This is a genomic window from Sodalinema sp., from assembly GCF_046483825.1.
Taxonomy (GTDB): domain Bacteria; phylum Cyanobacteriota; class Cyanobacteriia; order Cyanobacteriales; family Geitlerinemataceae; genus Sodalinema.
In genome coordinates this window covers 1-8964 of sequence record NZ_JAWOCL010000272.1, presented here as the reverse complement: position 1 = coordinate 8964, position 8964 = coordinate 1, and the positions used below count along the sequence as shown (strand labels likewise).

General features: G+C 53.1%; 7 protein-coding genes. 1 reads left to right on the top strand and 6 read right to left on the bottom strand.

Annotation, left to right across the window (positions count from 1 at the left end):
* Positions 1 to 172 precede the first annotated feature (172 nt).
* The 4 genes from R6U67_RS17330 to R6U67_RS17315 form a co-directional block, all read right to left on the bottom strand.
* Positions 173 to 787, bottom strand: coding sequence for a Uma2 family endonuclease (locus tag R6U67_RS17330; protein ID WP_410253710.1), 615 nt, complete (start codon positions 785 to 787; stop codon positions 173 to 175).
* A gap of 5 nt (positions 788 to 792) precedes the next feature.
* Positions 793 to 3255, bottom strand: coding sequence for a GH116 family glycosyl hydrolase (locus R6U67_RS17325; protein ID WP_410253709.1), 2463 nt, complete (start codon positions 3253 to 3255; stop codon positions 793 to 795).
* A 41-nt stretch (positions 3256 to 3296) separates the two neighbouring features.
* On the bottom strand, positions 3297 to 4856 hold the full coding sequence (locus tag R6U67_RS17320) for a SagB/ThcOx family dehydrogenase (RefSeq protein ID WP_410253708.1): 1560 nt from the start codon (positions 4854 to 4856) through the stop codon (positions 3297 to 3299).
* A 278-nt stretch (positions 4857 to 5134) separates the two neighbouring features.
* Positions 5135 to 5641 carry a DUF4214 domain-containing protein gene (locus R6U67_RS17315; RefSeq protein WP_410253707.1) on the bottom strand — a complete coding sequence of 169 codons (507 nt, stop codon included), beginning with the start codon at positions 5639 to 5641 and terminating at the stop codon, positions 5135 to 5137.
* Positions 5642 to 5678: 37 nt separating this feature from the next.
* Between R6U67_RS17315 and R6U67_RS17310 the strand changes: the two genes are divergently transcribed.
* Complete coding sequence (locus tag R6U67_RS17310; RefSeq protein ID WP_410253706.1) at positions 5679 to 6491, top strand: carbon-nitrogen hydrolase family protein; 813 nt, start codon at positions 5679 to 5681, stop codon at positions 6489 to 6491.
* Here R6U67_RS17310 and R6U67_RS17305 read toward each other — a convergent pair.
* Together R6U67_RS17305 and wecB are read right to left on the bottom strand one after the other, a co-directional pair.
* On the bottom strand, positions 6488 to 7501 hold the full coding sequence (locus R6U67_RS17305; protein WP_410253705.1) for a potassium channel family protein: 1014 nt from the start codon (positions 7499 to 7501) through the stop codon (positions 6488 to 6490). The two genes, R6U67_RS17310 and R6U67_RS17305, sit on opposite strands and share 4 nt — an antisense overlap.
* Before the next feature lie 31 nt (positions 7502 to 7532).
* Positions 7533 to 8660 carry a non-hydrolyzing UDP-N-acetylglucosamine 2-epimerase gene (gene wecB / locus R6U67_RS17300; RefSeq protein ID WP_410253704.1) on the bottom strand — a complete coding sequence of 376 codons (1128 nt, stop codon included), beginning with the start codon at positions 8658 to 8660 and terminating at the stop codon, positions 7533 to 7535.
* Positions 8661 to 8964: the final 304 nt, after the last annotated feature.

The window sequence follows — 8964 nt, the reverse complement described above, 5'->3', positions numbered from 1 at the left end:
ATTACGTAAAATCCCTCCAGAAAATCTCCATGAAATCGAAAATTTCATAGATTTCTTGAGTCTTCGTTATCAAGATAGACAGCTTGTGGAAGCTAGTAAGAGGCTCTCCAGCCCAGATTTTCAGGACATCTGGGATAACGATGAGGATGCCAGTTATGACGAGCCGTGACTCTCAGTCTTCAATCGCTCCCAACACCTCATCCACCGTCAACCGTAACTCCGGAAAAACCCTTGAAACCAACATATCCCCCCGTCTAAATTGCTGTAACTGATACTCCCCCTCAACCAAATTTGCGATCGTAATCGTCGGTTGCTTTGGCGTTCCGATATACCGCACCCCACCCAAGGCCCGATAATCAACGAGCCAATACTCCTGAATCCCCATCGCCTCATACTCAATCAACTTATGGCCATAATCATCCCGCCAATTCGTGCTAACCACCTCAACCACTAACGGAACCGTCGCCCCCGACTCAATCACAGAAGCCGTCTTCCAGAGAGGTTCCTGACGCAATTGACGGCGATCGCACACCGCCACATCCGGCTGATATCCCGATCGCGGCGCTTGCGGTTTCAACAAACAGGCCCGGGGAATCGTATACGCAAGTCCCCCCCGACGAATCGCCAGATTAAACTCCGCCACTAAAAACCCCGCAATCTCCTCATGAGGCCCCGTCGGTAACACTGCAATCACTTCCCCTTCAATCAGTTCATAGCGCCGGCCATCATCAGGATACTGGGCCAGAAACGCCTCAAATTCTAGCGGATGAGTTTGTACAGCCACCATAGCCCCTATCGTCCCCTCAACGAATCATCTCCACACCAAACCTCATACATCGCCCAAATCGCCATCGGCCGGAGATAATGTCCCGCGCGGAAGGTTCGGGCCGCCGTAATCGCCTCAGGAGTGCGGAACTGAAGTCCCCCCTCATAAATTTGTCGCACCACCGCCTCCGTCATCATCAGCGCCTCCGTCTTCAACCCCATGAGGATTAAAAAGGCCCCAATTCCGAAGTTAATCCCAGTCCACACCTCCAACGGATGCGTCGCCTGGGGATCTTCGGGGGAACCATCTAACATCACCCCATTGGCGGCCCCAATCGGCGTCTCTAAGCCTTGATTAAACTGGACAAAACAACTCTCATAGACCGTTTTCAGAGCCAAGTCCGCACAATTGCGCGGCACAATATCCTCTAACCCCAACAGTTGCGCATAAAACTGGCCACAAAGCTGATCCGCCATCACCACCTCCGAACCACTCTCACTATCGAGGCGATAATAGCGGCCATTCCAGAGAGTATTGTGATAGCGGGGTTTCGCCTCCTCAAGCCAAATGCGATACGACCGTAACACCTGCGCCGGTTCCGGGATATTCTGGTGAGAATTGCTTGTATTCCAGGGTTTTACAGCCGTTTCGAGCTGTTCCCCGATCGCGATCGCCGCCTCCAACGCCGCCAACCACAACCCCCCACAATACGCACTAATTCCCTGCAAACGCCAATCATCAAACGTCTGATCCGGTGCGCCACCATTTTCGGGGATTTGATCCCCATCCTTATCAAAGGTTTTCAGATAGGCGATCGCCTGAACCACCCCCTGCCAACAATCTTGTAAAAACTCAATATCCTCGCCTCCCGTAAATCGGAAATCCCGATAAACTTGCAGCACAAAATCGCAGGGCAAATCCTTCCAAAGATTGCAATCTTGGTAACTGGTGTAATTCGTTTGCAGCCAAGGATGTTCATTCGCCGCCCCCAAATCATGAGGCGTTGCCCCGACCGCCTTACGAATCGCCGCCGCCCCGTTATAGCCAATCACTCGGGGCGTTTGATCACCCGTCGGAATTGCCCTCGCAAACGAGCGAATCACCGATTTTTCCAACAGCGGCCAAAGTTTTAACAGCGCAAAAGACCCATACAAACGCACATCCAAACTTTCATACCAGCGATAATCAAAACTCTCTAAAACCCCAAAATGTCCCTTCGGTTCCTCCTGATTCGCCGCCGTCCATAAACTGCCCCCACTACTGAGGTCATACAGCTCATTAAACAACGCCATTTTGAACCAACCCGGCAGAGACTCATCCTCTAAAATCGGCGTTTGCCAGTCTGTAATCGCCTCCTTCCACATATCCGAATGCTTCAGGGCCGTGCGAATCATCGACCAACTATTTTGACCATTGCGACCAAAAAAGTCCGTATAGCGGCGATAGGCCGTAATCCCGGCCGCAAACTCCGTAATCGGGAAATCCCAAGCCAAAATAAACGGAATCTTGCGAGTTTTGCCCGGACGGACCGTAAAACGCACCGCGATCGCCCCCGCCAATCGTTCCCCAGCCGCCCCTGGAGTCTCATCCTCCCAATTTTCCAGACTGCCATCCTCAGCAAAGGTTCGCCACAGTTCCGAACCATCTCCCGCCGGATTCCAGCGAGAATGATAAAACACCTTCACCGCCGGATTCGTCACCGTGGCCAGAGCAAATTGCCCATCTCCCTCAGCCATCGCCTCCTGGCCCATGGTCCCCGAATTGAGCAAACAGCCCAAACGGGAGAAATCCTCTAACCAACGGTTCACATTCCCCTCAGAATCCCCCCAACGAGACTGATAATCATACACCGGACTACCATCATCTCGAACCCGCACCTCCGGGGATTTCAGCGTATTGGTGAACCAGCCCGCGATATTTTCCCAAGTTAATAAAATGCTTAACGTAATCGGCTCATCGGTGGGATTATGAGCCGTCCATTCAAAAATCGCCAGAGGGTAACTGGTTTCTTGATAATTGTCAGGGATAATTGGCGAAAACTGCTCACAGGTTAGATAACAGTTAAACACCCGCTCATACACCGACCAACTGCGGGGATAGAGAGCGTGATAGGTTCCCGTAGACTCTCCCTGTTCCGTCTCAGCCGGATACCAATCCCAACTCTCTAACGTTCCATCCTGGGGCGCAACCGTCGAGAGAGCATAGGCCTGACGTTGGCCGCCCTCCGTTTCCTCATACACCGAGAACTGACAACCCGGGAGGGGTTTGAAGATATGTTCCCCCCCGTCGAGATGCCAAAGATTAAACGTCCCTTGGGGCGATCGCCCGATCGCACCCGCCCCAAACCCTCCCAGGGGCATTCCATGATCGGGACCATCATCGAGATTACTGGCATAACGCACCCGATAGGGATTGTCCCATACCTGGCCGAGGGGACATTGCCAAGTATGGGGAGGAATGGGGGGATGAGTGGGGTAGTGAATTGGCATACCGTCGGTTCAAGGAAACGAGAAGGGAACAAAAACAGAAGTTAAGGACGGCGGGAGCTGCGCGGTTGTCCTAAAGTCGTAATGTACAACACCGCTTCATCGGGGGGAATCCCCAACACATCATTAACACGATCATCAAAAAAGCCAGCAATGCCGCTCACTCCTAAATTTAGATGAGTTGCCGCTAAATTGAGACGTTGTCCCAAATGGCCCGCATCCAAATGTAAATAACGATAGGCGCGATCGCCCCAGCGAGCAATAGCCCCATCCAAATCCGCCGTATGGAACACCACCATCGCCGCATCTCGCCCTAAATCTTGTCCCAAACAGAGAAAATGCAGTTCACGGCGGAAGTTTTTAAAGCGAATCTGCCGCAATTCCTGCGCCTGGGGGGCATAGTAATAGCAGCCATCGTCTAAACCATCGACAGCCGTGCTGGCAACAAAGGTTTGAATTAAATCGCGATCGCAAAAATTGGGCAACTCCCAGCTATCCGGGGACGATTCCGAGGGATTCCGGGAACTCAACTGGCTCACCGGTTGCGGTTGATAGGCAAAATTTAACAGGGCCTTCACCTGTTCCAACTCAATTTCAGCCCCCCCTTGATAGGCCCGTGTCGATCGCCGTTGCAGTAACGTCGCCTCCAATCCTGTCCCCCCTTCACCCCAATCGAGCGGATGACTAACGGTGCTAACCTTCGTACAAAAGGGGAAATTATACTTATCTTCACGGTTATCCCCCTCATCCGTTGCCGGTTCCTGGGCCGATTCTGACTGACTCGGAGCAGAGTCAATAGCGCTGGCCTGATGCAGATAGGCCAACAGAGAACCATCCGGTAACTCAGGATAATCGCGATCCGTCTCTGAAGCCAAGGCCGTCGCGAAAGAGCGATCGCCAGTCGCCTGTTGTCGTTCTTGCAGGGCCACCACGGCGATCGCCCCTTCCTCCTCACCATTGAGATACAGTAAATCATTCAGCCCCTGATCCCGGAACCCGCCAATCAAATCAGGGCGATAATCCGTCAACGCCGCCGCCAGTTCCAAATTGCCCAACAAATGCCCCGTATCCAGATGAATACGGCGATAAGCCCGGTCCTGATAGCGCCAGGACGAGCGGAAAAAGACCGCCGTCGTAATAACCACAAACGGGGCATTTTCCAACGCCGGATGGCTAAAACAGGCGGACTTGAGGGCAGCACTGGGATCACTGTCCCAAAACCGTACCAACGAATGATCGCGAACCTGGTAATTGTAGAGTCCCTGGGGTAACTCCCCATCCACTTGCGACAACAGATAAACTTCCGCCGGATAGAGACCCCCCGCCGAGGGAGCCGCCCGTAGAAACAAGTCCTGGCGGGCAATCTGAGGAATCCGCGCCGTCACCCCATAGGTACAGTAAAGAAGATGAGATAAACGCGAGAGAACCGTTTGGCGATCGCCGATATGGGGTTTTAAGTCAATCGTTGTGCCGATAGGATACTCTTTAAAGGGAACCGGAGGACGATCCCAATCAATGTTTGGAACCCGTTGATTGATCGTATCTGGATCATATTTAGTGCGCTCATGATAGGTTCTCGAAATAGAAAACGTCTGCTTGGTCATACCTCAAAATAATGAAACAACGTCTGGGGTTTGGGTAAAAGGCAAGATAAAAAAGGCAAAAGGCATGCATGCAAAAGGCAAAAGGCGATAAAACCGGGGGTTTTGCCAGTCGTGCGCTCTGTTTAAAAACAGCCAAAACCACGATACTAGCCAATCATCTCAGCGAATCATCTAAGACCTTAAAACTCCGTTTATAGGACTCATCATCAAGTTGACCCGATCAAAGATGAAGTTTCAACGGTCTCCAATTGTCCATCATGTCCTCCGCAAACCTCACATCAAGGAGAATCTTGACGTCGTTGCAGGGCCTCCTCACTACTAGAGACCTCCTCATAAATATCAGCAATACTAGAGCCTTCAGCCAACTTACGCCGCCAAGTCTGTAACCCTCCCTCATCCACATCTCGTCCTAGGATAGCCTGATAGACCCCATTAATCCGAGCCTCAACCTCCTCCCCTTGCACCAACGTGCGGCGTAATTCCGTCAGAGAGAGTCCCGCCAAAATCGCATGAGCCCAGCGTTCGAGTTCCCGGTCCGTCGCCGCGCGTTCAAGGAGTTCACGATAAATCCGGTCAATTTCAGGGTAATAGTCCGACGCATCCGGAGGAATCCGAGTGCGTAGATAGGTTTGCCAGTCCAAAGTCGTCTGAGGCTGGGTATAATACCGTAGCCAATCCCGGTCAAAACAGAGCGTGTAGCCCTCCGTGCGTTGGCAGCGCTCCTGGGCATTTGCCGAGGGAGCGATCGCCGGTAAAATCGTTAAGGTCGCGATCGCTAGTACCATTGAAGCTCCATATCGACCGTCCTTTCGAGAAAAATCCATGAAGTCCTACCTTGCTGCGGCAATTCAAATGACGAGCGTGCCAGATCTCCAGCGAAATTTGGCACAAGCTGAAGAGTTAATCGACCTTGCCGTGCGCCGAGGAGCCGAACTCATCGGATTGCCCGAAAACTTTTCCTTTCTCGGAGAAGAAGCCGACAAAATCGCCCAAGCGTCCCAAATCGCCCAAGAAAGCGAACTGTTCCTCAAAACCATGGCGCAACGGTATCAAGTCAGCATTCTCGGCGGTGGCTTTCCCATCCCCGTCAGCGAGAGTCAGGCCTACAACACCGCCTTACTCATCGACCCCAGCGGCACGGAACTGGCCCGCTACTACAAAGTTCACCTATTTGATGTTAACCTGCCTGACGGCAATACCTACCAAGAATCCAGCACCGTCCGCGCCGGAAGCGACCTTCCCCCCGTTTATGGCTCCCCCGATTTAGGCCAACTGGGGCTATCCGTCTGTTACGACGTGCGTTTCCCCGAACTCTATCGCCATCTCTCCCGCCACGGGGCCGATGTCCTCTTTATTCCCGCCGCCTTCACCGCCTACACCGGCAAAGACCATTGGCAAGTGCTACTACAGGCCCGGGCCATCGAAAATACCGCCTACGTCATTGCCCCCGCCCAAACTGGTCGCCATTACGGCATTCGTCACTCCCACGGCCACGCCGCCATCATTGACCCCTGGGGAACCGTCATCGCCGATGCCGGAACCAAAGTCGGAATTGCCATCGCCGAGATTAACCCCCAACGGTTAGAGCAAGTTCGCGGTCAAATGCCTTCCCTCCAACATCGGGTGTTCGCCTAGCGGTAATTGAACTTCAGCAAATCTTCCATGTGACCAATCACCATGATGGTGTCCCCACGTTGGAGCCGTTCTGAAGCTGGAGGATGAGAGAAAGTTTTGCCATTGGCGCGACGTAGAGCCACCACCAAAAATAAGCCCTTAGCCCAGACAGCAACTTCGCCAATCGAACGGCCATTGAGGCGGGAGTCGCGAGTGATATCGACCTCCATCAGTTGCAGATGAATCTGGGCCAACATTTCATTGAGGGTATGGCCACCCTCATCCTCTTCAAAAAATTCAAAGGCCGTCGGTTGAGTGATGTAATTACTCATCTGCAACGCGCCGATTTCCGCCGGGAGAACCACCAGATTGGCCCCGGCTAAACGCAGTTTATTCTCAGTGGTGGGCTTTTCCCCACGAGCCAGAATCGTTAAATCGTGCTTCAATCCCCGGGCCGTCAGGGTGACAAAGACATTCACCGCATCTTCAGGTAACACCGCCGCCAGGAACTGGGCGCGTTCAATCCCCACCGACAGCAACACCTCCTCTTCCGCCGCATCCCCCACCTGGACCAGATAGCCAAGAGATTCAGCGGTTTCGAGTAAATCTGGGTTGCGATCGATAATCACAAAGGGTTTACGAGCCGCATGGAGCCGTTTGGCTAAAATTTGTCCCATACGCCCAAAGCCGCAAATAATCGAATGTCGCTCTAATTGTTCGATTCCCTTCGTTTTGCGTTGAGCATCAAGAGCTCGGTGAATTTCCCCTTCGGTGATCATTTGAATGAATCCTCCCACGATATAAACAGCAGACGATGTTCCGGCGATGATGACGACAATCGTAAAGACTTTTTCCGCTGTCGAGTCGAGCGGGTTAACTTCGCCATACCCGACTCCGAATACGGTGATAATCACCATATAAAAGGCGTCGATTAACTCCCAGCCGAGGAGGACATAACCCACAACGGCAGCGGCGAGAGTGCCAAGAAAGACAACGGCGCCGAGCAGCATCTGTCGAAAGGCACTGTGCATGGGGAGGCCACATTAAAGCGAGAGGTACGGGTTAGGTGGCAGATTGGCCCTGAAGATACTGTGACACAATTTGCAAAATCCGTTGGGAGGCATGACCGTCCCCAAAGGGGTTTACGGCGTTGGCCATGGTTTGATACGCCTGGGGATCGTCTAAGAGTGTGACGGCTTCTGAGGCGATGCGATCGCACTCCGTCCCAATCAGCCTCGCTGTACCCGCTTCAACCGCCTCAGGACGCTCCGTGGTGTCTCGCAGCACTAACACGGGTTTTCCCAGAGCGGGGGCCTCTTCTTGTAGGCCCCCTGAGTCCGTTAACAGCAACGTACAGCGGGCGATCGCCCCCACCAGGGCGGTATAGTCTAAGGGGTCTGTCAGAAAAACCCGTTCATGATCCCCTAACATCTCTTGCAATGGCTCGCGCACCGTCGGATTGCGGTGTAGGGGTAGCAACAGAGCGGTATCCGGGACCGTATCGAGAATCTTGAGGAAGCCTTGGGCAATACTGGTGAGGCGTGCGCCCCAATTCTCCCGCCGATGGACCGTGGCCAACATCACTCGCTGCTGACGCCAATCGAGTCCCGCAACCTCACAGCTTGGCGTTCGGGCCGCCACCGACAATAAGGCATCAATGACCGTATTTCCCGTATGATGAATGGCCCCAATCACTCCCGACTTCCGTAAATTCTCCACCGCCCGAGCCGTCGGCGCAAAGTGTAAACTCGTCAGTTGGGAGATTAAACGGCGATTGGCTTCCTCAGGATAGGGGTCAAATAGCTGATCCGTCCGTAACCCCGCCTCAACATGACCAACAGGGATTTTTTGATAAAATGCAGCCAGTGTCGCAGCGAAGGCCGTGGTTGTGTCTCCTTGGACGATCACTAAATCAGGACGTAGGTCTTGAAACACAGCCTCGAGTCCCTGCAAACTGCGACGGGTGATATCCGTCAGGGTTTGTTGGGGTTTCATGATATCGAGATCTCGCTGAGCCGTGAGTTCAAACAACGCCATCACCTGTTGCACCATTTCTCGATGCTGTCCCGTCAAAATGACCTGAGTCTCAAACTCAGAAGACTCTTGGAAGCAACGGATAACAGGAGCCAGCTTAATGGCTTCCGGGCGAGTTCCCAGGGTAATACAAACACGAGGAGACATAGACGACATAAGCAGCGATCGCAGAGTATGGTATAAGCCAACAACACCATCGACAACGATGGCACAAGCCTAGCCCCGTGACGTTGGGGCCAAACCCGGGAAGATATTAGAGGAATTTACGGTTTACAGCCGGCCCCGGTTCCAGGAGACAATAGATGAATCGGGTGTCAGCCGAACCCATCACACCAGACCCAGCGTGATGACGCGGCAATCCACTCCATCCTCTCATCGTTTGCACCCAGCCCCAGATTGATCCCAGTCCCAATTCACCGAATCCCTAAAAAACTCTAGCACCTATGACACAGTCTCAACG